22 protein-coding genes and 3 pseudogenes are annotated in these 22,806 nt (G+C 52.2%); 14 read left to right on the forward strand and 11 right to left on the reverse strand.

What is annotated here, in order from left to right:
* Positions 1–11 precede the first annotated feature (11 nt).
* From L6966_RS10420 to L6966_RS10445, 6 genes and pseudogenes are all read right to left on the reverse strand, one after another.
* Positions 12–1,250 (reverse strand): annotated as a pseudogene (locus tag L6966_RS10420) (IS3 family transposase).
* 63 nt (positions 1,251–1,313) lie between these two features.
* Positions 1,314–1,469, reverse strand: a pseudogene (locus L6966_RS10425) (recombinase family protein); the annotation flags it as partial.
* A gap of 281 nt (positions 1,470–1,750) precedes the next feature.
* On the reverse strand, positions 1,751–2,080 hold the full coding sequence (locus tag L6966_RS10430) for a hypothetical protein (RefSeq protein ID WP_143539109.1): 330 nt from the start codon (positions 2,078–2,080) through the stop codon (positions 1,751–1,753).
* Positions 2,073–2,999: a sporulation-delaying protein SdpB family protein gene (locus L6966_RS10435; RefSeq protein WP_237224072.1), complete on the reverse strand. Its 927-nt coding sequence runs from the start codon at positions 2,997–2,999 to the stop codon at positions 2,073–2,075. The genes L6966_RS10430 and L6966_RS10435 overlap by 8 nt, the downstream gene beginning before the upstream one ends.
* Entirely contained in the window at positions 2,993–3,547 is a 555-nt protein-coding gene (locus L6966_RS10440; RefSeq protein WP_237233343.1) for an SdpA family antimicrobial peptide system protein, read from the reverse strand. Before L6966_RS10440 ends, L6966_RS10435 begins: the two co-directional genes overlap by 7 nt.
* A 9-nt stretch (positions 3,548–3,556) precedes the next feature.
* Entirely contained in the window at positions 3,557–4,183 is a 627-nt protein-coding gene (locus L6966_RS10445) for a sporulation delaying protein family toxin (protein WP_143539110.1), read from the reverse strand.
* 152 nt (positions 4,184–4,335) lie between these two features.
* Between L6966_RS10445 and L6966_RS10450 the strand changes: the two genes are divergently transcribed.
* Positions 4,336–4,527 (forward strand): recombinase family protein, encoded by a 192-nt coding sequence (locus L6966_RS10450; RefSeq protein WP_257618017.1) that lies wholly within the window; start codon positions 4,336–4,338, stop codon positions 4,525–4,527.
* A 40-nt stretch (positions 4,528–4,567) separates the two neighbouring features.
* On the opposite strand, the gene L6966_RS10455 is transcribed toward L6966_RS10450, so the two are convergent.
* Positions 4,568–4,783, reverse strand: coding sequence for a plasmid partition protein ParG (locus L6966_RS10455; protein WP_237224073.1), 216 nt, complete (start codon positions 4,781–4,783; stop codon positions 4,568–4,570).
* A 40-nt stretch (positions 4,784–4,823) separates the two neighbouring features.
* Positions 4,824–6,062 (reverse strand): annotated as a pseudogene (locus L6966_RS10460) (IS3 family transposase).
* Between the two features lie 255 nt (positions 6,063–6,317).
* Between L6966_RS10460 and L6966_RS10465 the strand changes: the two are divergent.
* The 4 genes from L6966_RS10465 (at position 6,318) to L6966_RS10480 (ending at position 10,733) form a co-directional block, all read left to right on the forward strand.
* A complete protein-coding gene (locus L6966_RS10465) occupies positions 6,318–6,695 on the forward strand; it encodes a hypothetical protein (RefSeq protein WP_237224074.1) in 378 nt (125 codons plus the stop codon).
* Between the two features lies 1 nt (position 6,696).
* The gene (locus L6966_RS10470) at positions 6,697–8,307 is read left to right on the forward strand and encodes an ABC transporter transmembrane domain-containing protein (protein WP_083093120.1); all 1,611 of its coding nucleotides are present in this window, start codon (positions 6,697–6,699) and stop codon (positions 8,305–8,307) included.
* 115 nt (positions 8,308–8,422) lie between these two features.
* Entirely contained in the window at positions 8,423–9,043 is a 621-nt protein-coding gene (locus L6966_RS10475; RefSeq protein ID WP_237224075.1) for a class I SAM-dependent methyltransferase, read from the forward strand.
* A gap of 40 nt (positions 9,044–9,083) precedes the next feature.
* Positions 9,084–10,733 carry an ABC-F family ATP-binding cassette domain-containing protein gene (locus L6966_RS10480; RefSeq protein WP_083093126.1) on the forward strand — a complete coding sequence of 550 codons (1,650 nt, stop codon included), beginning with the start codon at positions 9,084–9,086 and terminating at the stop codon, positions 10,731–10,733.
* 137 nt (positions 10,734–10,870) lie between these two features.
* Here L6966_RS10480 and L6966_RS10485 read toward each other — a convergent pair whose 3' ends face one another.
* Positions 10,871–11,581, reverse strand: a complete 711-nt coding sequence (locus L6966_RS10485; protein ID WP_237224076.1) for a GntR family transcriptional regulator — start codon at positions 11,579–11,581, stop codon at positions 10,871–10,873.
* A gap of 73 nt (positions 11,582–11,654) precedes the next feature.
* Between L6966_RS10485 and L6966_RS10490 the strand changes: the two genes are divergently transcribed.
* The 3 genes from L6966_RS10490 to L6966_RS10500 all read left to right on the forward strand — a co-directional run bounded on the left by L6966_RS10490 (position 11,655) and on the right by L6966_RS10500 (position 13,744).
* Complete coding sequence (locus L6966_RS10490; RefSeq protein ID WP_237224077.1) at positions 11,655–12,107, forward strand: hypothetical protein; 453 nt, start codon at positions 11,655–11,657, stop codon at positions 12,105–12,107.
* A gap of 19 nt (positions 12,108–12,126) precedes the next feature.
* Positions 12,127–13,194 (forward strand): tryptophan--tRNA ligase, encoded by a 1,068-nt coding sequence (gene trpS / locus L6966_RS10495; protein WP_419721893.1) that lies wholly within the window; start codon positions 12,127–12,129, stop codon positions 13,192–13,194.
* Between the two features lie 88 nt (positions 13,195–13,282).
* The gene (locus tag L6966_RS10500) at positions 13,283–13,744 is read left to right on the forward strand and encodes a 2'-5' RNA ligase family protein (RefSeq protein ID WP_237233344.1); all 462 of its coding nucleotides are present in this window, start codon (positions 13,283–13,285) and stop codon (positions 13,742–13,744) included.
* 58 nt (positions 13,745–13,802) lie between these two features.
* Here the strand turns inward: L6966_RS10500 and L6966_RS10505 are convergent, their stop codons facing one another.
* Together L6966_RS10505 and L6966_RS10510 are read right to left on the reverse strand one after the other, a co-directional pair.
* Positions 13,803–15,134, reverse strand: a complete 1,332-nt coding sequence (locus L6966_RS10505) for a hypothetical protein (RefSeq protein ID WP_237233345.1) — start codon at positions 15,132–15,134, stop codon at positions 13,803–13,805.
* 119 nt (positions 15,135–15,253) lie between these two features.
* The gene (locus L6966_RS10510) at positions 15,254–16,363 is read right to left on the reverse strand and encodes a mannose-1-phosphate guanylyltransferase (RefSeq protein WP_237233346.1); all 1,110 of its coding nucleotides are present in this window, start codon (positions 16,361–16,363) and stop codon (positions 15,254–15,256) included.
* A 318-nt stretch (positions 16,364–16,681) separates the two neighbouring features.
* On the opposite strand from L6966_RS10510, the gene sdhC reads away from it, so the two are divergent.
* From sdhC to L6966_RS10540, 6 genes are all read left to right on the forward strand, one after another.
* On the forward strand, positions 16,682–17,062 hold the full coding sequence (sdhC, locus tag L6966_RS10515) for a succinate dehydrogenase, cytochrome b556 subunit (protein WP_237233347.1): 381 nt from the start codon (positions 16,682–16,684) through the stop codon (positions 17,060–17,062).
* Positions 17,063–17,065: 3 nt separating this feature from the next.
* Positions 17,066–17,551: a succinate dehydrogenase hydrophobic membrane anchor subunit gene (locus L6966_RS10520; RefSeq protein WP_083093145.1), complete on the forward strand. Its 486-nt coding sequence runs from the start codon at positions 17,066–17,068 to the stop codon at positions 17,549–17,551.
* Positions 17,552–17,591: 40 nt separating this feature from the next.
* Positions 17,592–19,355 (forward strand): succinate dehydrogenase flavoprotein subunit, encoded by a 1,764-nt coding sequence (gene sdhA / locus L6966_RS10525; RefSeq protein WP_083093147.1) that lies wholly within the window; start codon positions 17,592–17,594, stop codon positions 19,353–19,355.
* A 1-nt stretch (position 19,356) separates the two neighbouring features.
* Positions 19,357–20,142 carry a succinate dehydrogenase iron-sulfur subunit gene (locus tag L6966_RS10530; RefSeq protein WP_083093150.1) on the forward strand — a complete coding sequence of 262 codons (786 nt, stop codon included), beginning with the start codon at positions 19,357–19,359 and terminating at the stop codon, positions 20,140–20,142.
* Positions 20,143–20,310: 168 nt separating this feature from the next.
* Complete coding sequence (locus L6966_RS10535; protein ID WP_237224081.1) at positions 20,311–21,534, forward strand: amidohydrolase; 1,224 nt, start codon at positions 20,311–20,313, stop codon at positions 21,532–21,534.
* A 134-nt stretch (positions 21,535–21,668) separates the two neighbouring features.
* A complete protein-coding gene (locus L6966_RS10540) occupies positions 21,669–22,769 on the forward strand; it encodes a BMP family lipoprotein (RefSeq protein ID WP_237224082.1) in 1,101 nt (366 codons plus the stop codon).
* The last annotated feature ends 37 nt before the right edge of the window (positions 22,770–22,806 follow it).

The raw sequence follows: 22,806 nt of genomic DNA on the forward strand, positions 1-22,806 counted from the left end.
GGGTTTTGTTCCTAAACAAATACCTTAGTCTCAATTATTTCCTCTTCAGAGCAACTACTCCAAAACCCCTCCTCCACCCCAACCGGGCAGCGATAACCAAGACCCTGATGCAGCCTCCTCTCATTCCACCACGCCACCCACTCAAACGTCGCGATCTCTACCTCAGCGACATCACTCCACTTCCGTGTGTGGATGAGCTCATTCTTATACGAACCATTAACGTTCTCGGCCAGAGCATTATCGTAGGAATCACCCACAGTCCCAGTAGAAGGCACAATCCCTGCTTCAGCAAGCCGCTCATTGTACACAAGACTGACATACTGGGAACCATGGTCTGAATGATGCACCAGACCTTGAGTTTTCTTCGCTGAGATAATCGCCTGATTCAGGGCCTGCAACGGCAAACGCTTCCGTCTGCATCGAATCCGACAGAGCCCAGCCAACAATTTTTCGGGAGAACACATCAGTAACAAACGCGGCGTACACAAACCCTTTCCTCGTGCGCACGTAAGTAATATCAGCCACCCACAACTTATGAGGGCCCTGGGCTTTGAACTTACGATTGACCAAGTCCGGGCGCACATCAGGCACGCCAGGCTGACGAGTGGTAATAGGCGAACGTCCCTTACCCTTTCCAGAAACACCAGCTAAGCGCATCAGCCTGGCAGTTTGCTCCCGACCAATGTCAATACCTTCCCGGCGCAAAGCATGCCACATTTTACGCACACCATACACGCCATAGTTATCAGCGTGAATCCGTCCAATAGTTTCTACTAGTGCGACATCACGCAGTGCACGGGTACTGGGGCCCCTGGATGTGACCTGGCGGTAGCCACGAGAAGAGATGAAGCCACCTTCACGATGATTCGTCAACGTCCTACAGATGAACTCGACACTGAAACGATCTCGGTGCTCATTGATGAACCGGATCATGTCCGACGTTTGGGGTCGAGTTCCGAGGCGAAAAAAGCCGAGGCGGCTTTCAGTAGCTCGTTGGTATCACGTAGTTCTTGGTTCTCTCGGCGAAGACGGGTGTTTTCGGTTATCACGTCTTCTTCTGATCGCTGTACTTGGCCGCCGTTGTCGCGGCGGGCTTGTTGGACTCATTGGCGGGCGGTGTGCCAGGATACTCCTAGTTTGGGGGCAACGTGCTTACAGGCAGCTTGGATTGTGAGTCCTTCGGCCAGGATGCGGTCCTCGATGAGGCGCACGGTGCGGTCTTTGGCTGCTTGGTTGAATTTCTTGGGCATGTTCCTGATTTTTCTATCTTGTTGGGCGGAACAAAACCTGGGACACTTCACTTTGAGACAGGCTTCGAGTTGGGGTCGTGCCATAGTGCGTCCGGTGACGCCGTGGTCTGAGTAGGTCTGGTAGCAACCGGCTTGGGTGAGGGCTTGGTGTTGGAGGTCTAGGGATTGATCTGTGGTGGAGACACGGGCGTAGCCGATTTTGGTGGAGCGTTGGGTCATAGTTTGAGGGTACCGAAAAGGCTCCCTGGTGTGTTTACCAGGGAGCCTTTTCGGTGCAGGTTTTCGGAACAGGTTTATCGGGCGTGTTGGTTGCTCAGTATTCCTGTACCGAAACCGGTGGTGCGGGGGTTGGTGTTTTATGCTGCTGGGAGGACTTTTGAATAAGCCTCAAGGCTTCTTCAAAGGCTCGGAAAGAGCACCTCGGACGCACGCCCGCCTGGCTCTCTAGCCCCGAGCCTGCTAGGCCGGGACTATATCCGAGCCTAGCAGCGCGGGTATAGTCACTCTTGAACAATTTTCTTTGAACCTTTTGCGTTCAAAACAGAAAATGGTGAATGATTCCAAAATCCATTTTTTAGCACGACACTAAAATCTCCGCGAGAAATATCCAAATAGATAGTTTCTGGATCGCACCCCAGCAATCTACCTTTAGAGAAGTAGCGTATACCTGCACCAATTTTAAATTCGTAATTGTCGATTTTAATTAGGGCTGGCGATGAAAATTCTACTGGAATCTCATTTCCATCGACCCAAAGGAAAGGTTTTGAGAAAATTTTAATAAACCATCCATTGAGCCAATTTGTTTTGACAGTTACTTGAACGTCAGGCATTCAATCCTCCTCTAAGTTTTCGAAAACTCGGCCTGAAAATATCTCTGATGTAAACATTCGGCCCCGTCGCAACCAAAACAGAACCAATCATAATTATTGCAAACGACCAAAGACCTATCATAAAAATAAAAGAAACATGAAGGAACAATGCTAGCCAAAACGAAAATGGCCTATTCTTTGATGTCCCCAATAAGAAGTACGCTATAAGCAATTCTATAACAATTGCACCCCAGGTCATACCCAAAGAAATTACCGGCACTCCTGCCATCCAGTCAAAAAGAAATGCAAACGGACCTGAAGTTCCGAACATCGGGTCTAGACTTATATAATATACTGCCGTCCCATCTTTCCACTCAGGGACAGCTGTTTTTGCGATTGAAGCATTAATATAGATCCAGACGAGCTGAATTCTCAATACATGGGAGGCAGCCCAGGAGGCCGGTTGAAAAAAAGAATTTTCAAAAGAATCTTTATTCCAATGGTTTAACCTACGATCCGACAGCGAGATAATAGCAAGAAACGCAACAACTATCTGCGCTACGGCTTCCCCACCATCTGGGAGTTTTATAGAAGACGATATTGATAGGGTAATCCACAGATGCAAGAATCCCGCGTACCTAGGATAGAATCCCGTCAATACAAATATCAAACCTATAATTAATAAAATAGAAGGAAATTCAATACCTGTATAATCAAACAATAGGCAATAAGCGCCAATATTTGATATGCCCTCACACTTCGGCCCATAAGGATTTTTATCAACAGGGACAAAAAGCGATTTCCAGTCAGTAAAAATGAGCAGAGAAATCTGTGATGCCGCTATTAAAGATCGTCCTAATGCTATTTTCCTTGAGCCTGTTGGCATTGAAGATATAGAATTATCAACATACTTCAACAATTTATCTAAAACATTCAGCATTGAATATTTAAACTAACAATGTTCTTCGGAATATAAGTGTCATTCACTAGATCTCGGTAGGACCAAGGCGTGGGAAGGGCGTTGGAAACCAAGACATCACCGCAAAGAGTTTTGATAGGTGAATTATTTTCTAGGTTGTAAGCTTCATAATTGTTTGCTTTCATAGCATCAAAACATTCATAAATGCTTTCACCAGAATTACAGCTATACCAGTCCTCGTCAGCGATGTCCTTAAGTAATTGAGCTACTTCGGGCCCTTGCGCCCGCTGTGTACGGCTGATTCCAAATAAATTTTCGATACGCCCCTGCGGGGTAACTAACAAAGATTCAAGAGAATCAGAACTGTAGTATAATAGCTCACCTTCCGAAGGAGGTTTAGTAAAAAATGCCCATCCTTGAGGCGCCATGTCGATACTTAGTATTCTAATAGGATTTTTAGCCCCTCGATCAGAAACGACATTACTAGGCAGGGAGTAAAATACTGAAATAGATAGCAGGAAGAAACCAAAAATTAAAAAAGTTAAACCAGAAATAGCTCGCCTTGACATGACCAACTCTTATGAAGCCATAGCTTTCGTAAATTCAGCAATAAGCTCTGTCTTAACCAAATCTCCATCTACTGAATTAGAGTCCATAAGATAAGAGATGGCTGCCGGTACGATAGCAAGGGCAACAGCAGCAAATGTGGCTACCGCAGCATTAGCATAAACAGCGGCGTTAGCTACAGCAACCGCAAAAACTACTACACAAACTTTTGCTCCTGCAGGACATCCAGATGTAGTAACCATCGGACGATTTGAAACACCATACTTTTCATTCATCATGCTGAAGTAATTTTCAGTTAGATTAGTTAGCGCAAGCTCAACTTTATAAGGGTTACCAGATGTCAGCGGGATGACAACTTCCTCTTCAAAATCTGAATGGTACTCAAGGTAATCATCAATTACTCTTAGAAGCAGCTTTTCATTCGCGAGTGGTCGTTCATCTGAAAAATTTAGACGCTCAAGCAACCTCGGATTTTCGTCAGCAATGGGACCAGTTCCATCGAGCAGGAGACGTAATATTTCTTTATCTGAATACCGCTCTCCTAAGCTAGAAGACTCGCGCGACAGACCACCCATATCACTAGCATTCGCGGGGAAACTGGAGTAAGCGGAAAAGATTAAAGCGAATGCAGCAAACATAGCTACTATTTTCCTAGCAAGACCCATCATCATAACCTTTCTAGACACCCATAGAGTGACTCACGTAACTGTCACCCCTAGTCTAAGGTTGCCTGTGAATAGAGTCAATAAGGTCTGGTCAAAATTTTATTCAGCACATACCGAACAGTGATCTGAGTACCGCCCCAGTTGGCAAAATGATGTTCCACATCATCGCCTCCCTTGCTGAGATGGAATCTAACCTGATTTCAGAGCGCACCCGTGCAGGGCTTGCAGCCATGAAAGCCCGAAACGGTGGGCGCGGTGCTGGTCCAGGACGTCCGGGAAAGCTAACCGTTGGACAGCAGGTCATGTTAAATACATAAATCTGCCTATCTGTTTATACAGATAGGCAGATTTATGTATTTACAGACTATCGATGTACCCGCTTACCAATTCGGTAATCGTTGTCCCGTTCTGGCTCGCATAAGTCTTGAGCTTCCGGTGCCTTGCCTCATCTAACTTAATCGTCAGCTGCTTCTTAGGCGCCGACTCAGCGGACGTGAAGGACTTCTTGAAATCTGCTTTCGTTGCACCTTGGGCGCTCGGGGTGCGGGTCATCAGATTCTTCTTTTCAGTCATTATTTATTCTCCGATCAGTGAAGTGCCCCGGGTTTTGTTCCTAAACAAATACCTTAGTCTCAATTATTTCCTCTTCAGAGCAACTACTCCAAAACCCCTCCTCCACCCCAACCGGGCAGCGATAACCAAGACCCTGATGCAGCCTCCTCTCATTCCACCACGCCACCCACTCAAACGTCGCGATCTCTACCTCAGCGACATCACTCCACTTCCGTGTGTGGATGAGCTCATTCTTATACGAACCATTAACGTTCTCGGCCAGAGCATTATCGTAGGAATCACCCACAGTCCCAGTAGAAGGCACAATCCCTGCTTCAGCAAGCCGCTCATTGTACACAAGACTGACATACTGGGAACCATGGTCTGAATGATGCACCAGACCTTGAGTTTTCTTCGCTGAGATAATCGCCTGATTCAGGGCCTGCAACGGCAAACGCTTCCGTCTGCATCGAATCCGACAGAGCCCAGCCAACAATTTTTCGGGAGAACACATCAGTAACAAACGCGGCGTACACAAACCCTTTCCTCGTGCGCACGTAAGTAATATCAGCCACCCACAACTTATGAGGGCCCTGGGCTTTGAACTTACGATTGACCAAGTCCGGGCGCACATCAGGCACGCCAGGCTGACGAGTGGTAATAGGCGAACGTCCCTTACCCTTTCCAGAAACACCAGCTAAGCGCATCAGCCTGGCAGTTTGCTCCCGACCAATGTCAATACCTTCCCGGCGCAAAGCATGCCACATTTTACGCACACCATACACGCCATAGTTATCAGCGTGAATCCGTCCAATAGTTTCTACTAGTGCGACATCACGCAGTGCACGGGTACTGGGGCCCCTGGATGTGACCTGGCGGTAGCCACGAGAAGAGATGAAGCCACCTTCACGATGATTCGTCAACGTCCTACAGATGAACTCGACACTGAAACGATCTCGGTGCTCATTGATGAACCGGATCATGTCCGACGTTTGGGGTCGAGTTCCGAGGCGAAAAAAGCCGAGGCGGCTTTCAGTAGCTCGTTGGTATCACGTAGTTCTTGGTTCTCTCGGCGAAGACGGGTGTTTTCGGTTATCACGTCTTCTTCTGATCGCTGTACTTGGCCGCCGTTGTCGCGGCGGGCTTGTTGGACTCATTGGCGGGCGGTGTGCCAGGATACTCCTAGTTTGGGGGCAACGTGCTTACAGGCAGCTTGGATTGTGAGTCCTTCGGCCAGGATGCGGTCCTCGATGAGGCGCACGGTGCGGTCTTTGGCTGCTTGGTTGAATTTCTTGGGCATGTTCCTGATTTTTCTATCTTGTTGGGCGGAACAAAACCTGGGACACTTCAAAGGGACGGACAGAGCGTATCACCGTAACAGGGGAGGAGAACCAGCTAGCGGGATAAAGCCTTCTACACTTCTTGAATAGCCTTGTGAAGAGGCTTCTTCGACTTTCTTCTGTTTTCATAACATCAGATGGATGCTGGGCTTAGCAACTTTGCAAATTTGTACGAAAACTCTTGACAGGGGAGATTTTCAGCACTTAGTCTGGGCGTGAGGAGGAAGAACTTCCACCTCCGTTATGAAGCCAAATACTTCCATAGCGACGACAACCCAGAGGAATGGTCCGAATGGAGCAGAATTTATCCTGCGGTTAAACCTACACTACGTGAATCATTTTTTTCACCAAACTCAAGGCTTGATAAGGGGATACTCGATATCGTTCATTCATTGCAGGCAATCGCTGGGGACGAGTACTATGAAGAACAATTTATAGCAGGAAAGAGACTTCTTAGGAGTGTAGTGAAAAAATTTATAAAACCTAGAAAAGAAGATACACATTATCAAACAATGCTTACTCGAGGATTTGGGTACCAAACAGAAAAACCGCCTGCATATGATATGATTTTTGAACCAGAAGAAATTTATTAATATGAAAAACAATATCATTCAAAAGATAGGGTTTGAAAAAAATCTTACATTCTATACCCTTGGTCTAGTACTTATTGCTGTGAGTGCGTTCTCAACAGCGGCCCAACCAATGTTGGTAGGATATATCACGGAAAAGTTTACATCAGGAAATGGTCTGGACAGTTTAATTCTTTGGATTTTAGGGGGGGTGTTTATTGCTGATATTGTATCATCTCTGCTGGGAAAAGTTTTTCTAGGAAAATCTTCAGAAAAATTTGTTTATAATTTACGTGTAGGAATATCAAAAACTATCTTATTTACTAATTTTGAGAATGTTCAAAAATTTGATAAAGGTGATATAAACAATCGAACTATCGAAGATGTTCCTATCGCTCAGCAACCCTATTTTGAAACGTACCCTAATTTAATAAATTCGGTGATAATAGTTATTATATGTATTTTTGGTTTGTTTTTTAGTAGCTGGCATCTGGCACTTTCTGTTATTGCTACATTTGCTATTTTTGGATTTTTTATGCTTCTAATTCTTTCTAGAATAGAGTCTAGTGCCCATCTTTCTAGGCAGACAGATTCGAAGTATTCCTCATTCCTGTATGAAACTCTATATAACTTTTTGTTGCTTAAGTCTACTAAATCTGAAGGTTGGGCTTTAAATCATCTTAGAGTGAGAGCGGCAGAAGCTAAACAGGCTGGTCAAAAATTAGTTATATGGAGTGCCTTGCTTTTGCCTGTCGTTAATATCGCAACTCAAATTAGTCTTGTACTGGTTATCGTTGGGGGTGGATATTTAATTACCCAGGGACAGCTATCATTTTCTTCTTTAGCAACTTTCCTCCTGTTTCTCATTTATATGGTATCACCTTTAGTTTCTATCGCAACTGTAATGGGCGAGCTTAAAGAATCTAAAGTTTCTCAGAATCGTTTACTTGAAATATTTAAGCATATGCCTATAGTTTCAAAACGCGGAAATAATCCCAATATTAAAATTAGTAAAAATGGATCAATTTTTATTAAACCTTTCTCCTACTCTTACGACGAGAGTGCTAGGATTAGCTATCCGGAAATACGAATAAAGGGACCTACTATTCTAGCTATTATTGGAAGTAATGGCTCTGGGAAAAGCACGTTGCTTAATTTGATAAGCGGTGTTCGTGGTGCATCTTTGGATAGTGATGGAAACGGTGGCGATACTTTCGAGAATCCTTCTATTTACTATTTGCCACAGGGAAACGACGTATTTTCTGTATCTGTTCGTGAGAATATTCTTCTTGGTTTGGATAAAACCGATGATGATATTTTCTTAGCTGCAGATATTATTGGTGTTAGAAAATTTTTAAATTCGTTACCCTCTGGTCTAGATACTCTAATTGGAGGTGAGGGACATGGGCTTTCTGGGGGGCAAAAGCAAATTATCCACATGTTAAATATGATTTTGTCCAGTTATGATGTTCTAATGCTTGATGAGTCTACTTCAAATATTGATATTGGAACTCGCAGTTTAATATCCGAGTACTTAAATGACCTCTCGACTAAAAAATTGATAATCGTTATTAGTCATGACTCAGAGATTATTGGAAATGCTCGAGAATTTGTTAATCTAACTAAGAAAGATTAAAAAGAAAGATTTATTAAAATGGTTGAGATTGTTGACTCTTACTCTGATAAAGTCAGTAAAGTATATAATACCCTATTAGGGGGCGACGAGGTTGCTGATGTAATAGCCGAGGAATGTGAGAGGTTTTTTTGAGAAAGATGTTTTAGATGTTGGGACTGGCACCGGTGACATTCTCTGTAGATGGAGTCACCTTGCAAATTCTGTATGTGGCATTGATTTATCTCATGCCATGCTTGAGCAGGCTGAGAAGGTTATCGATAAATCGCGAGTAAAACTGTATCAAGCTGATTTTATGAAGGATTTATCCTGGCTCGGCGTTTTTGATGTAGTGATATCTAACCGTGGGTCGCTTGCTTGCGTACTTTCACCTGAGCAGTTGGAATTAGCTTTAAAAAATATTTCTGCGGTTATTTCGCCTGGGGGTAAATTGGTTGTTGAGATGTATTCCTATCTTGCATATAAAAAAATATCTGAATCTCAAAAAATCCCCTTTGCTTTTGAAGGTCTCAGAGGGGTTATGTTTGCAGATATATGTGGAGATATTCTTTATTTTAATACGAGACTTGATGAGTCTCCAGTCGGGGAGATACAATTTGCAGAACGTGTTATTTTGCTTCCTGTTCAGAAAATAATTAATATTTTTGCGCGAGCGGGGTTTGTGTATGACGAAGAAGGGAGCTTTATTAGTGATGGTGATGAAGCATTTGACTGGCTTGTTTTTGATTATGCTAATTAATGAATAGCTTCTTTGAATAAACTATGCGAAAGGAATTCCCTTGGTATATATAGATTTTGCCGATGTCAGCTACGTACTACCCAACTCACGCCCCCTACTCACAGGAGTATCTTTCAAGGTTACAAACGGACAGCACCTTGCCCTTATCGGAGCTAACGGAGCGGGAAAATCAACGCTCATTAGATTACTAGAAGGTGCCGTTAGCGCTTCATCCGGACAAATCAACCACAGCGGCAATATCGGCTACCTCAGACAGTTCACGTCAAGCGGTACGGTCCGGGATTTGCTCCTTAACGTAAGCCCACAAAGAATACGTCAGGCCGCACACCGGATAGAGGAAGCTCAGCGACAACTAACGAGCAACACCGACAAAGTAAATATAGAATACGCTGATGCCATTACAAACTGGGGCGATATTGGCGGGTACGAATACGAACTCCTGTGGAACCGATGCACCAAAGATATCCTGGGCAAAGACTACTCAGAGGTAGCTAACCGCCAAGCTCAGACCCTATCGGGAGGTGAACAGAAACGGTTAGCACTCGCAGCTCTCTTCGAGAGTGAATTCGACATTCTGGTTCTTGATGAGCCCGATAATTATCTCGATGTATACGGAAAACAGTGGTTTGAACGCACCCTTAACGGTTCTGCTAAAACTGTGCTCTACATTAGCCACGACCGTCACCTTCTAGAACAGACTGCTCACACAATTGTCTCTCTAGAGCTCAACGAATCCGGGAACGTTGCCTGGACCCACCACGGCAAATTCTCGTCCTTTTTAGAAGCCCGCAAAAGGCGTTTCGATAGATTTGAGGAAATTAACCGGCGCTGGCACGAGGAACACCTCAAGCTCATAAACCTGGTAGAACGGTACCGAATTAAAGCCGTTTACAACGACAACATGGCTTCACGCTACAAGGCAGCCCAAACCCGTCTGAAAAGGTACGAGAGCACAACTGCTTTACAAAAATTACCGCGCCCACAAGATATCACCATGAAATTTCCGGATATTGAACCCGGGAGCCAGTCTGTGGTCTGTTCATCGCTTTCGATTGATGGGTTAACCGGACCGTTGAGCACCACTATCCGCACCGGAGAGAGAATCGCAGTGAGCGGGAAAAACGGTGTGGGTAAGTCGCATTTTCTTAAGCTTTTGGGTTCGACAGCTGATCTAACTGAACATGAGGGGCTGGTGCCTGCTGGTGAGCTGTATGAACCGGTGAGATACTCGGGTACCTATTCTTTGGGTGCGGGGATTCGTCCTGGCTGGTTTTCTCAAACGCATGAACGTCCTGATCTTAAGGGGCGTTCCTTGGTGGATATTCTGCATCGGGGTACCTCTATACGTGAGGGGATGCCGGAGGATGAGGCTTTGGAAGCCCTAGCAAAGTATGAGTTGCAGTTTGTTGCTTTCGATAACTTTGAGAATCTATCGGGTGGGCAACAGGCGAGGTTCCAGATTTTGTTGTTAGAGCTGGGTGGTGCGTCGCTTTTGCTTTTGGATGAGCCTACAGACAACCTTGATTTGGAGTCTGCTCAGGCTTTGCAAGCAGCGCTGAGGGATTATAGGGGTGCTGTTATTGCTGTGACTCATGATAGATGGTTTGCTCAGGAGTTTGAGAGGTTTATTATTTTTGAGCGAGATGGTGAGGTTCGTGAAAGTTACCATCCAGACTGGGAGATGAGCTGAAGGGCTAGCGGGTCGAATGAGCTGAGCCGTGCTGGTGCGTAGCGTGTCTGTTGCTGCGGTGGGTGAATATTTCATATTAGTGCAATAGAACTCTTTGCAGATTAGCGAAACTGGCTGCAAGTCGGAGGCCTATAAGCCTAGCGTTCGACCCGCACCTCAAAGTCGTAGCGGTCAGCCCGGTAGAGGGTCTGGGTGCTTTCCACCGCCAGCCCGCGGCCGGTAAAGCCCACCTTCTCCACCCGCAGGGCGGCGGTGCCCTGGGGCACTTCTAACCAGGCCGCCTCCTCCTTGGTTAGGTTGGTGGCCGAAAGACGCTGGACGGCAGACTCAACGCTAAACCCGCTCCGGCGCAACTGGGCGTCCAGGGAGCCGGTCATCTCGGGTTCCAACTGAGCAAAAGCCTCCGGTAAAAAGTGGGCGGTTTCAAAGGCAATGGGGGAGCCATCGGCACTGCGCAAGCGCCTAATCTCAATGACCTTAGCCCCGGCGTCCAGCACCAGGTCTCTAGCAACCAACGGGGGAGCCTCCACCATATGGCAGGAGAGCGTCACCGACTGGGGGCGGTGCCCGCGAGCCTTCATATCCTCGGTAAAAGAGCGGAGGGAGGGCGCCTTGACCGTATCGTGCCGCTGCGCCACAAAGGTGCCAGAGCCCTGCACCTGGTAAATCAGGTTGAGCTCAGTTAACTCGCGTAGGGCGCGGCGCACGGTATCGCGAGAGACTCCGAATTCTTTTTGGAAAGCCTGTTCGGTGGGTAGGGGAGTGTGCGGCTGGCTCTGCTGCACGTACGTATCTTGGACGGCACGTGCTACCCACCGATACTTGGGTTCTGGGCGCTCAGAGTTCATAGATTCCACTTTACGCTGACCGTACCCATGCTCGATTCAGCGCGGTGCCTTTTCCTTTGACATAATAGAAGCCATGCACTCTAACGGTCACGAAAATTCAGCCCAAAAACAGAACACCAAAATCGTCGTGGTGGGGGCCGCCATCGGTATGGTTACCCTGGTGCTCCTGCTGGTGTGGGCTATTATCCAGGCAGCTAACGAAGCCTCAGCTCTGGGCTGGATTCTGGCCGGTATTATCACCGCCTGGCTGGGCATTGCCGCCTACCTGCTAGGCAACGTGAACCGTACTCTGGCCGCCCAGCGTAGGGCCTATGAGCAGCACGCCGTGGCGCGGGCCGAGTATGAGTCTAATGTGCACACCGAGAAGCTGGCCCACTCCTTCCAGATCTGCCTGGTACAGTCCAAGGTAATTGCCGAGCAGCTTGAGGCCAACAACGATGACTCCCGCGACATGATTGACCGCGCTCTAGACACCATCAATTTCACCGCCAAGAACGGTATGGAACTGGCCCGCGAAGGGGCCTAAATACAGCGAAGGACGCCCCGTGAGCGATTCACAGAACACCCCCGAAGAGACCAGATTCGAGGCCGCCATCCCCAACGCATCGACGGGGAAGCCCCGCGCCTTTTCGGGTGCGCAGCCCTCGGCAGATTCCATGCACCTGGGCAACTACATCGGTGCGGTCAACAACTGGGTGGGGCTGCAACAGGATCATGACTGCCTCTACTTCATTCCCGATATGCACTCGATTACTGTGCCCCAGGACCCGGCGGTTCTACTGGAGCGTACCCGTACGACCGCTGCCCAGTATATTGCAGCCGGTATCGACCCCGAGAAGACCCCGCTCTTTGTGCAGTCGCACGTTCCTGAGCATGCTCAGCTTGCCTGGGTGCTCAACTGCATCACCGGCTACGGTGAGGCGGCCCGCATGACCCAGTTTAAAGATAAGTCAGCCAAGCAGGGTGCCGACAAGGCCTCGGTGGGCCTCTTCACCTACCCGGTGCTCATGGCGGCCGATATTTTGCTCTATCAGGCTGACGTGGTGCCGGTAGGCGAGGATCAGCGTCAGCATCTGGAGCTGACCCGTAATCTAGCTCAGCGCTTCAACTCCCGCTTTGGCGATACCTTTGTGGTACCCGAGCCAATTATCCTTAAAGAGACCGCCAAGATTTATGATTTACAGAGCCCCGATGCCAAGATGAGTAAGTCGGCGGCCACCGATAAAGGCATTATCTGGTTGCTCGATGACCCCAAGAAGACCGCCAAGAAAATTAAGAGCGCGGTCACTGACGCGGGAACCGAGATTACCTACGACCGGGTCAACAAGCCCGGTGTCTCTAACCTGCTCTCCATCTATTCTGCCGTGACCGGCAAAGCCATTGACCGGCTTGTGGCCGAGTACGAGGGCAAGATGTACGGCCACCTCAAGGTTGATGTGGCTGAGGCCGTGGTAGAGGAGCTTGCGCCGATTCGCGAGCGCGCCCTTGAACTGGTGGGCGACCCAGCTGAGCTTGACCGTCTACTGGCTATTGGCGCCTCCCAGGCTCGTGAGATAGCGTCGGTCACCGTCAAACGTGTCTATGACGCGGTCGGTTTTCTGCCCGCCCTCTAGGCCATAGCCTGCCTGAATTGTGATTTCTTCGCCGACGATAGACCCAGACCGCAGGTATCTCAGCATTGTTGCTGGGGTGCCTGCGGTGGTGGCTGAGCGCCTGGTGGCTTGGCGGGCAGGCCAGGGCCTGGTGGGCCCTGCTGCTGAGAGCTGCCATATTACTGTGCTGATTAGTGAGGACGCCGGTGGTAACCCCCTGAACGCTCTTAGGCGGGCTGTGGCCGGCTTGGGCCCGGTGCAGGTGGGGCTAGGGCCTGTGGCGAGTTTTGAGCCGGTCACTCCAGTGACCTACCTGCCGGTCGTAGTCGGGAGCGACCGGCTCAACCTGATCCATACAGCCTGCCAGAAGGCGGTGGGGGAGTCAGTGTCACCCTTCCCCTATGAGCCGCATTTGACCCTGGCTAACCATGCCCCGGTTCCTGCCCTGGAGGCGTCCTTGCGTGACTTTGCGGCTCTGCCTGCCGAGCTTGCCCGTTTCACTCTTACCGACTTGACGGTCTATCGCTTTAGGGAGGGTAGCTGGCAGGAGCTGGGCAAGGTAAGACTCTAAACAGGGGCCCTGTTGGCTGGCATGAAGCGCCAACCAACAGGGCCCTGATGGTGAGGGCTTAGTGGTTGTGTTCAGCCTCGGTGGTAGTGACCAGTTCGGCGGTGCGGGAGATGCCGTTGATTTCGTTGGGTACCTGGGGCAGGTCAACTGAAGCGAAGACTTCGGCTGAGCCTGAGGCGATGTTTGCCAGCGAAACAACATGGAGCTTCTTGGCGGCGGGGTCGGTCACGTAGGCGGTTTCACCGTCAACCCAGATAGCTGGGCGGGGGTCTTGCCAGACGGTTGACTCGGTCCAGGAGTCCATGATGTCTACGGAGCCGAGTTCGGTGCCGTCCTCAGCCCAGAAGCGGAGCTTACCGTCGGTGGTCAGCAGCAGGTGGGAGTTTTCGGGGCCGCGGGCCAGGGAACGGAAGGTGTAAGAGACACCCTCAGGCAGGGCAATTTTGGTGCGCTCTGCGGTGTCGGTGTTGATGAGGGAGAACTGTTCGGGGCGTTCAAGCTCGGCTTCTTTGTCGGTCTTGTAGTCGGCTAGAACGATGGCCGAGTCGGGGTCACCTGCCTGATTGCCGGAGCGGGAGTAGGGGTCTTCGGGGTTGGTGATTTTGGTGAAGGAGCCGTCCTTGTAAATCAGGGCACCATCCTGGCAGCCGAGGGTAAAGGCACCGTTTGCGGCGATGGCTTCGCCGTGAATACCGGGGCAATCGTTGTTTTCTGTGACCACGGAGCCGTCTGCATCAATGACTGCCGCGCCGGTGCGGGCGTCCTCGGTACCCACGGAGACCAGGTACTGGTCATTGTCGAGGGGGATGGCTAGGCCGTGGTGGGCGGCGGGCAGGGTGATGGTTTCGGTGCTGATGCTGGTGGCGGTGTACTGGTCGTCTGCGGTGAGGTCGGCGGGGTGGTAGACCTCGATGGTGCCGGTGTTGTCTGCGAACATGGCGCTTCTGCCGTGGTCGGTGATGACGTGGCCGGTACCGTCCGCTGCAAAGGAGAGCGAGGTGAGGGTGGGGGCGGTGGTGTAGTAGTGGTCGTGATCCCCGTGAGCCTGGGTCCAGGCTCCCATATCGAGCATGGTGTAGGAGGAGCCGTCTGCTACGACCAGGTGGCGGTTGTCGCCTGCTGGCTGAAGGCGCAGAAAACCGTCTTTTTCGATGGTGTCGATGACTTCGAAGGTCTTGCCGTCCAGAATCATGACGCCGCCGTCATAGGTCAGGGCAATGCGGGAGGTGGGTGCCGAGGCTTCGGTGATCTCGGCGCGTTCTGCGGATGCGCTGGTAGCTGCGCTGGCGCTCTCGGACGGGGCAGATGAGGATGTGGTGCCGCAGCCTGCGAGAGCTAGGGCGGCTATGGCGGTAAGTGAGGTTAAGGTAAATCGTACTGTAGTGTGCATACCCACCACTCTAAACTAAATGAGAATCATTTGCATATTTAAGGCCCGAGGGCTCAATTTTGTGTAAAAAACGGGCGTTTTACTACACAAAATTGAGCCCTCGTGTGGGGTGCCCTCTGCTAGAGCAGGTTGCTGAGCCCGCGTTCCTTGAGGGTGTTCACCGTGTTTTTGACGCTCTGAGCGTCGTCGCGCACGGTAACCAGTAGGGCATCTGCGGTGTCAACAATAACTACATCCTCAATACCAATCACCGAAATTTTGCGGCCGGTATTGTTGACGACAATCCCGGTTGACTCTTCACTAATCACGCTGGCTTTATCGCCCAAGACAACGAGGTGGTCGCCGCTTTTTTCGATGTTGAGTCGAGCGACGGCGTCAAAGTCTCCCACATCGTCCCAAGAGAAGGAGCCGGGTACCATGGCAACGTCACCGGCGGCGGCAGCGGGCTCTGCTACAGCGTAGTCGATAGCGGTTTTGGGGAGGGTGTTCCACAGCCGGTTCATGCAGGCTTCGCGGTGCGGAGTATCCCAGGCGCGAGCAATCTCGGTGATGCCCGCATGGAGTTCTGGCTCGTTGGCTTGGAGGTGCTGCAGCATGAGAGCTGCTGGAGCCACGAACATGCCAGCGTTCCAGGTGTAGTCGCCCGATTTGAGGTATTCGGTGGCGGTAGCCTCATCAGGTTTCTCAACGAACTGCTCCACCGCGAGCACGTTCGGGGCGTCGGCTAGGCCCAGGTTCTGGGTGGCCTTGATGTAGCCAAAGGCGGTGGAGGGTTCAGTTGGCTCAATACCGATTGTCACAATCTTGCCTGCCGCAGCTGCCTGCACGGCCTCGCGGACTACGGCCTGAAAATCCTCAACCGGGCTGATTACGTGGTCGGCGGCAAAGGAGCCGATAATGGCTTCTGGGTCACGCTCGTGCAGAATTGCGCAGGCCAGGCCAATAGCCGCTGCGGAGTCGCGGGGGGAGGGCTCAAGCACTAAATCTGAGGCCCGTAGTTCGGAGAGCTGTTGGGTGACGGCGTTGACATGGGCTTGCCCGGTGACGACGAGGACGCTACCCGAGGCTAAATCCACGAGACGGTCGTAGGTGGATCGAAGAAGGGATGATCCTGTTCCGGTCAGGTCAAGCAAAAATTTAGGTTCTACAGCGCGAGAGAGGGGCCATAGGCGGGATCCTACGCCGCCGGCCGGAATGAGGGGGTAGAACCGTTCAAGTGGTGTTCTCATTATTTCTACAGTGTACCCAGAATCGAAGTCATAATGACGAAATCTTTTGTGTGCTCTGTACGGCACCGCTCACTTTTACGGAAAATCGCTTTCGAACCTCCCCTGTGATACCGCCGCTGGTGGGCATAAGGGCATTAAAATCTTTTCTATTTGGGGCTAGTTGAGGGGTGCAAGGATGCTGACATGGTGTAAGTAAGCAGCCTCAAAACCTGGTAATCTTGCTGTTGAGTAGAACACACACAATAGGTATGTTGCGTGGGTGTGCCGGTGGCTGAATGCATCGGTGCGCCGTTACTGCATCACACAGGAGGTTATTCAGTGCCGAATACATCCAAGGGCACGCTGTATCGCGGCCGTGAAGGTATGTGGTCGTGGGTTGCCCACCGCATTACCGGTATCGCCATTTTCTTCTTCTTGCTGGTTCACGTGCTTGATACCGCAGTCGTTCGTGTCTCACCTGAGGCCTACAACGCCGTTATGCACATCTACAAGAACCCCATCATGGGTCTGGGTGAAGCTGTGCTGGTAGCAGCTATCGTCTACCACGCTTTCAACGGCATTCGCATTATTCTGGTGGACTTCTGGAAGAACGGCGCTAAAAACCAGAAGGCTATGCTCTGGGGCGTACTGGTGCTCTGGGGCGTCGTCATGGTTCCCTTCCTCATCCGTCATCTCATGCTCGTCTTTGGGGGTCACTAAGCTATGGCAACTCCTCTGAAAACCAAGATTTCTGTTCCCCGCAGCCGCGACAACACTGTCTCGGGTATCAAATACAACCGAGCCTCATCTAAGCGCAATAACTTCGAGATGCTCGCCTGGCTCTACATGCGAGTATCCGGTGTTCTGCTGGTTATCCTGATTTTCGGCCACCTCTTCGTCAACCTCATGATGGGGGAGGGCGTGCACCGCATCGACTTCGGTTTTGTCGGTGGCAAGCTGGCCAACCCCTTCTGGCAGGTTTGGGACCTTCTGCTCCTGTGGCTGGCTATGTTGCACGGTGCTAACGGTATCCGCGTCATCATCGACGATTACGCAGAAAAGGACGGCGTGCGCTTTGCCCTGAAGGTGGCGCTCTTTGTGGCTACCGCTTTCGTGATTTTGCTGGGCACCCTGGTCATCTTCACCTTTGACCCCTGCCCCGCCGGTGCATCCGCAGATCTTCTGCCCTCCTTCTGCCCCGCCCCGTAAGCTATTGGCGCTCTAGATTGTAGAAAGAAGCATTCAGACAATGCAGGTACATAAGTACGACGTCGTTATCATCGGCGCAGGCGGCGCAGGTATGCGAGCCGCTATCGAAGCTGGCCAGCGCGTGCGCACCGCTGTGCTCACCAAGCTCTACCCCACCCGCTCCCACACCGGCGCAGCCCAGGGTGGCATGTGCGCGGCCCTAGCTAACGTCGAAGAGGACAACTGGGAGTGGCACACCTTTGACACCATCAAGGGTGGCGACTATCTAGTAGATCAGGATTCGGCCGAGGTCATGGCTAAGGAAGCCATCGACGCGGTGCTCGACCTGGAAAAGATGGGCCTGCCCTTCAACCGTACCCCCGAGGGCCGTATTGACCAGCGCCGCTTTGGCGGCCACACCCGTGACCACGGTAAGGCTCCTGTGCGCCGCGCCTGCTACGCAGCAGACCGCACCGGCCACATGATTTTGCAGACCCTCTACCAGAACTGCGTCAAGCACAACGTAGAGTTCTACAACGAGTACTACGTGCTCGACTTGGTCATGGTCGAGGACGAGGACGGTGTGCGCCGCCCCGCAGGCGTGGTCTCCTACGACCTGGCTACCGGTGACGTGCACGTCTTCCAGGCTAAGAGCGTCATCTTTGCCTCTGGTGGCTGCGGCAAGATTTTCAAGACCACCTCCAACGCCCACACCCTGACCGGTGACGGCATGGCCATTGCCCTGCGCAACGGTATTCCGCTGGAAGATATGGAGTTCGTGCAGTTCCACCCCACCGGTCTGGCTGGCCTGGGCATCCTGGTCTCAGAGGCGGCCCGCGGTGAAGGCGGTATTCTGCGTAACTCCGACGGTGAACGCTTCATGGAGCGCTACGCTCCCACCATTAAAGACCTGGCTCCCCGCGATATCGTGGCCCGTTCTATGGCTAACGAGGTGCGTGAGGGCCGAGGATGTGGCCCCAACAAGGACTACGTCCTGCTTGATCTGACCCACCTGGAGCCCGCTCATATTGATGAGAAGCTACCGGACATCACCGAGTTCGCCCGCACCTACCTGGGCGTTGAGCCCTACACTGAGCCAGTCCCGGTGTTCCCTACCGCCCACTATGCTATGGGTGGTATTCCCACCAACATCAAGGCAGAGGTGCACTCCAACTCTGAGGACGTTATTCCCGGCCTCTACGCTGCCGGTGAGGTAGCCTGCGTATCGGTCCACGGTTCCAACCGCCTGGGCACTAACTCCCTGCTCGACATCAATGTCTTCGGTAAGCGCGCCGGTATCTACGCGGCTGAATACGCAGCCTCAGCTGACTTCCTGCCCGTCCCCGACGACGCAGCCGACACCACCCTGGAACTGCTCAACCGGATTCGTAGCGGTGAGGGTACCGAAAAGGTCGGCGTTCTGCGTAAGGAATTGCAGGATGTGATGGACGCCGACATGCAGGTCTTCCGCACCGAGGCAACCATCCACAACGCCGTCAACAAGATTGTTGAGCTCGAAGAGCGCTACAAGAACATCCAGATTCAGGACAAGGGCAAGCGCTTCAACCTCGACCTGCTTGAAGCGGTTGAGCTGGGCTTCCTGCTGGAGCTGGCTAAGGTCATGTCGGTTGCTGCCTTGCACCGCAAGGAGTCCCGTGGCGGCCACTTCCGCGAAGACTACCCCGACCGCGACGACGCTAACTTCATGAAGCACTCAATGGTCTACCTGGACGAGGACGCCGAGATGGAAGGCATCAAGGGCCTGCGCTTTGACACCAAGCCCGTAACCTTCACCCGCTACGAACCGATGGAGCGTAAGTACTAAAATGGCTGATTTTGAAGCACGTGAACCCGAATCCAAGGTTGAGCTGAACTCTGAGTCAGGCGAAGCGGGCGCTATCCCCACCTTCGACGTGACTGTGCAGGTTCGCCGCTACAATCCCGAAGAGTCAGCAGAGGCCCACTGGGACGAATTCAAGCTGACCATGTACGGCACAGACCGTGTGCTCGACGCCCTGCACAAGATCAAGTGGGAGATTGACGGCTCGCTCTCCTTCCGCCGCTCCTGTGCTCATGGCATCTGTGGCTCCGATGCTATGCGTATCAACGGCCGTAACCGCCTGGCCTGCAAGACCCTGCTCAAGGATCTTGACCTGTCCAAGCCGATTACCGTTGAGCCCATCAAGGGTCTGCCCTGCGAGAAGGACCTCATCGTAGACATGGAGCCCTTCTTCCAGGCCTACCGCGAGATTATGCCCTTCTTGGTCAACGACACCCACGAGCCGGAGCGTGAGCGCTACCAGTCGCAGGAGGACCGGGCACGCTTTGACGACACCACCAAGTGTATTCTCTGCGCAGCCTGCACCTCGTCCTGCCCGGTCTTCTGGACCGATGGCCAGTACTTTGGCCCCGCTGCTATCGTCAACGCCCACCGCTTTATCTTTGACTCTCGCGATGACGCCGGTGACATGCGCCTGGAGATTCTCAACGATAAGGAAGGCGTGTGGCGCTGCCGCACCACCTTCAACTGCACCGAGGCCTGCCCCCGCGGTATTGAAATCACCAAGGCTATCGCCGAGGTCAAGCAGGCTATTCTGGCCCGTTCCCTCTAAGCATCCACAAAGAGTCGCGTTCCACCCCAACTGTGGAACGCGACTCTTTTGTACGAATGGAATCGCGGGTGCGGCAGGCTCACAGCGAGCGTAAGTCCGTCGCACCCCAAAACCCCTCTGTGGGCAAAACAATTCAGGGAGCAGGGCTATTAGGGCTACTCTATATACATGTCGTCCTATTCTTTTGCAGCGAGCTCCCTCGATCTCAGTAGCCAAATCTTTGCGCAGCGTGTTCGTACCCTGCTACCTGAGCTGGTGACCTTTCGTCGCCAGGTACACCAGCACCCGGAGCTTTCCTACCTCGAGTACAAGACGACCGAGCGAATCTTCCGCACCCTAACCGATGCAGGCCTAGCCCCTCAGCGCCTGAAAGGCACCGGCTGCTACGTTGACGTAGGTGACGGCCCCCTCGCGGTGGCCCTGCGCGCAGATATAGACGCGCTACCCATCCAGGAGGAAACCGACCTGCCCTACGCTTCAAGCATTCCCGGGGTTATGCATGCCTGCGGGCACGATATCCACCAGACCGTTATGGTCGGCGTCGCTATCGTCCTGCACCGGCTCAACGAAGAGCTACCACTGGGCGGCACCGTCCGCATCATCTTCCAGCCCGCTGAGGAGCAACTGCCCGGCGGCGCCGTCGACGTCATCGCCCAGGGCGTGCTCGAAGGCGTACCCAGGGCCTTCGCCCTGCACTGCGAACCTAAAGTAGACGTGGGCAAGATTGGCACCCGCATCGGCGCCATCACCAGCGCCTCAGACACCATCAAAATTACGCTCAAGGGCCGCGGCGGCCACACCTCCCGCCCCCACCTGACCGAGGACGTCATCTACGCCCTCTCCCAAATCGCCATCAACGTGCCCGCCGTGCTCTCCCGGACAACAGACGTGCGCTCCGGAGTGCTGGTTGCCTGGGGGCAGATTGAGGCAGGGGTGGCCCCTAACGCTATTCCTTCCACAGCTTTTCTGGCCGGCACCATGCGCTGCCTGGATGCGGACGTGTGGAAGCAGGCCGGTACCATGCTCGATGAGGTGATTGACCAGATTGCTGCCCCCTACAAGGTAGAAGTTGAGCTTGAGCACTACCCGGGGGTGCCGCCGTCCGTCAATACCGAAGATGAGGTAGCTATGATTGAGGCTGCCTCCCGCGCAGAGCTGGGGGAGGACTCCGTGGTGCTGGTGGAACAGTCTATGGGTGGCGAGGATTTTGCCTGGATGCTCCAGGAGGTACCCGGCGCCCTCATCCGGCTGGGAACCCGTATGCCCGGGGGCGTTACCTACGACCTGCACCGCGGCGATTACGCACCGGACGAGCGCGCTATCGAGTACGGGGTGCAGGTTATGGCGGCCACCGCCTTACGAGCTATTCGCACAGAACTTACTCACCGGTAACCTCATGCTGAAAAAACGGTAAAGCTGAAGTAAGATGTGTTGTATTACGCAAACTTTCTCTGAAAGCACACCTCACACACTGTTGGCGTACACTAGGCGTCAGCTGCTTTCAGGGCCGTACGAAAAGGACCTTTATGGCTCTCTCACGTAAGCACATGGCATCAACCGGTTCCATTCTCGGTGTAACTGCTCTTCTTCTTGCCGGTTGCGGCGCCGCCCCCGAAGAATCCTCCTCAGCGTCGAGTGAGAACAGCGACTACCTGGGTTGCATTGTCTCAGACTTTGGTGGCTTCAACGACAAGTCTTTCAACCAGAACTCCTACAAGGGCCTGAAGGATGCCGTATCCGAATACGGAATCAAGTTTAAAGAAGCCGAGTCTTCTTCTGAGCCGGAATATGGCCCCAACGTCAGCCAGATGGTTCAGGCTGGTTGTAACCTGACCATCACCGTTGGTTTTGCACTGGCTGACACCACCAAGGAAGTTGCAACCGCTAACCCCGACATGCACTTCACCATCGTTGACGATAACTCCATCGAACTCGACAACGTGCGCCCCATCGTCTTCGATACCGCTCAGGCTGCCTTCCAGGCAGGCTACCTGGCAGCCGCCCAGACCAAGACCGGTAAGGTAGCAACCTACGGTGGAGCTGAGTTCCCCACCGTCACCATCTTCATGGACGGTTTTGCTCAGGGCGTTGCTTACTACAACGAGCAGAAGGGTGCCGATGTTGAGGTTCTGGGCTGGAACACCGAGGCCCAGTCGGGCACCTTCACCGGTGACTTTGAGGACGCTGGTAAGGGCAAGACCAACACCCAGACCTTCCTGGACCAGGGCGCTGACATCATCCTGCCCGTCGCTGGCCCTGTGGGTATCGGTACCCTTGAAGCTGTCCAAGAGTACAACTCCACTAACCCCGAGAACACCGCGTCCGTTATCTGGGTTGACTCCGACGGTGTTGAAACCAACCCCAACTTCTCGGGCATCATCATGACCTCCATCATGAAGAAGATGGACGCTGCGGTTACTGAAACCATCAAGGCTGATATGGACGGCAACTTCACCAACGAAGCCTACGTCGGCACCCTTGAAAACGACGGCGTTGGCCTGGCCCCCTTCCACGACTTTGACTCCCAGATCTCAGACGAGATTAAGGCTGACCTCGACAAGATTAAGGAGGACATCATCTCGGGCACCATTAAGGTGGAGACCGCAGGGTCACCCACCAACCAGTAAGCTACGCCCCGGTTAGCTCATGCGAGCTGGTGCCTCG

The sequence above is a fragment of the Rothia nasisuis genome, from assembly GCF_928381405.1.
GTDB classification, from domain to species: Bacteria; Actinomycetota; Actinomycetes; order Actinomycetales; family Micrococcaceae; genus Rothia; species Rothia nasisuis.

Bases quoted from the DNA above. Each gene is read 5' to 3' on its own strand.
- L6966_RS10430 (WP_143539109.1), bottom strand. From the start codon at position 2,080: ATGCCTGACGTTCAAGTAACTGTCAAAACAAATTGGCTCAATGGATGG.
- L6966_RS10435 (WP_237224072.1), bottom strand. From the start codon at position 2,999: ATGCTGAATGTTTTAGATAAATTGTTGAAGTATGTTGATAATTCTATA.
- L6966_RS10440 (WP_237233343.1), bottom strand. From the start codon at position 3,547: ATGTCAAGGCGAGCTATTTCTGGTTTAACTTTTTTAATTTTTGGTTTC.
- L6966_RS10445 (WP_143539110.1), bottom strand. From the start codon at position 4,183: ATGTTTGCTGCATTCGCTTTAATCTTTTCCGCTTACTCCAGTTTCCCC.
- L6966_RS10455 (WP_237224073.1), bottom strand. From the start codon at position 4,783: ATGACTGAAAAGAAGAATCTGATGACCCGCACCCCGAGCGCCCAAGGT.
- L6966_RS10470 (WP_083093120.1), top strand. From the start codon at position 6,697: ATGAAAAACAATATCATTCAAAAGATAGGGTTTGAAAAAAATCTTACA.
- L6966_RS10485 (WP_237224076.1), bottom strand. From the start codon at position 11,581: ATGAACTCTGAGCGCCCAGAACCCAAGTATCGGTGGGTAGCACGTGCC.
- L6966_RS10490 (WP_237224077.1), top strand. From the start codon at position 11,655: ATGCACTCTAACGGTCACGAAAATTCAGCCCAAAAACAGAACACCAAA.
- L6966_RS10505 (WP_237233345.1), bottom strand. From the start codon at position 15,134: ATGCACACTACAGTACGATTTACCTTAACCTCACTTACCGCCATAGCC.
- L6966_RS10510 (WP_237233346.1), bottom strand. From the start codon at position 16,363: ATGAGAACACCACTTGAACGGTTCTACCCCCTCATTCCGGCCGGCGGC.
- L6966_RS10520 (WP_083093145.1), top strand. From the start codon at position 17,066: ATGGCAACTCCTCTGAAAACCAAGATTTCTGTTCCCCGCAGCCGCGAC.
- sdhA (WP_083093147.1), top strand. From the start codon at position 17,592: ATGCAGGTACATAAGTACGACGTCGTTATCATCGGCGCAGGCGGCGCA.
- L6966_RS10530 (WP_083093150.1), top strand. From the start codon at position 19,357: ATGGCTGATTTTGAAGCACGTGAACCCGAATCCAAGGTTGAGCTGAAC.
- L6966_RS10535 (WP_237224081.1), top strand. From the start codon at position 20,311: ATGTCGTCCTATTCTTTTGCAGCGAGCTCCCTCGATCTCAGTAGCCAA.
- L6966_RS10540 (WP_237224082.1), top strand. From the start codon at position 21,669: ATGGCTCTCTCACGTAAGCACATGGCATCAACCGGTTCCATTCTCGGT.